Annotated in this window: 2 pseudogenes; both read right to left on the bottom strand. The window is 74.9% G+C overall.

From position 1 onward, the window contains the following. Positions 1–577, bottom strand: a pseudogene (locus ESO86_RS17880) (thiol reductant ABC exporter subunit CydC); the annotation flags it as partial. After that, a pseudogene (locus tag ESO86_RS17875) lies at positions 570–809 on the bottom strand (thiol reductant ABC exporter subunit CydD); the annotation flags it as partial. The pseudogenes ESO86_RS17875 and ESO86_RS17880, both read right to left, overlap by 8 nt.

Here is an 809-nt window from a genome sequence, read left to right as displayed (position 1 = left end):
GCAGCGGCGCGAGACGCGCGTCGGCACGAGCGGCGAGCAGCGACTGCGCGACGACGGCGGCGCCGACGCCCGACGCGATGACCGCGACGACGACGATCGCCGAGCTCGGCGCGAGCCAGGCGAGCCCCGCGATCGCGGCCCCGAGCACGATCGTCGCACTCGCCAACGGCTGGACGATGCGGAGGCTCACGTTCTGCAGTTCGTCGACGTCCCCGACGAATCGGGAGAGCAGGTCTCCCCGACGGGACGCCACCAGTCCGTCGGGCGCGAGCGGGAGCATCCGCTCGAAGACGCCGACGCGGATCTCGGCGAGCTGGCGGAACGCCGCGTCGTGGCCGGCGAGCCGCTCGAGGTAGCGGAACACCGCACGCCCGATCGCGAACGCGCGGACCCCGACGACCCCGAGCGAGAGGAACAGGATGGGCGGCTGCTCCGCCGCCCTGGCGATGAGCCACGCGCTCGAGGCGAGCAGGGCGACGCTCGAGAGGCCCGCGAGCACGCCGAGGAGGACCGACGGCACGAGCCGTCCGACCGGCGGGACCGCCTGCCGCAGGACCGACCGGGAACGATCAGGCACGGATCGCCTCCCGGATCGCGACGACTCGGTCGGCGGCATCGGCGAGTGCGCCGCGATGCGTTGCGACGACGACGATCCGGCCGGAGCGCGCGAGATCCTCGAGCGCCGCTGCCATCGCCCGTTCGCGTCCGGCGTCGAGTGCCGACGTGGGCTCGTCGAGGAGCACGAGCGGCGCGTCGGTCGCGAGCGCTCGATGCACGGCGCGCGCGACCGCGACGCGCTGCGCCTGCCC

The organism is Agromyces binzhouensis (assembly GCF_004135055.1).
GTDB lineage: Bacteria > Actinomycetota > Actinomycetes > Actinomycetales > Microbacteriaceae > Agromyces > Agromyces binzhouensis.
The sequence above is the reverse complement of the archived record's forward strand: the minus strand, read 5'-3'. Positions and strand labels throughout refer to the sequence as shown.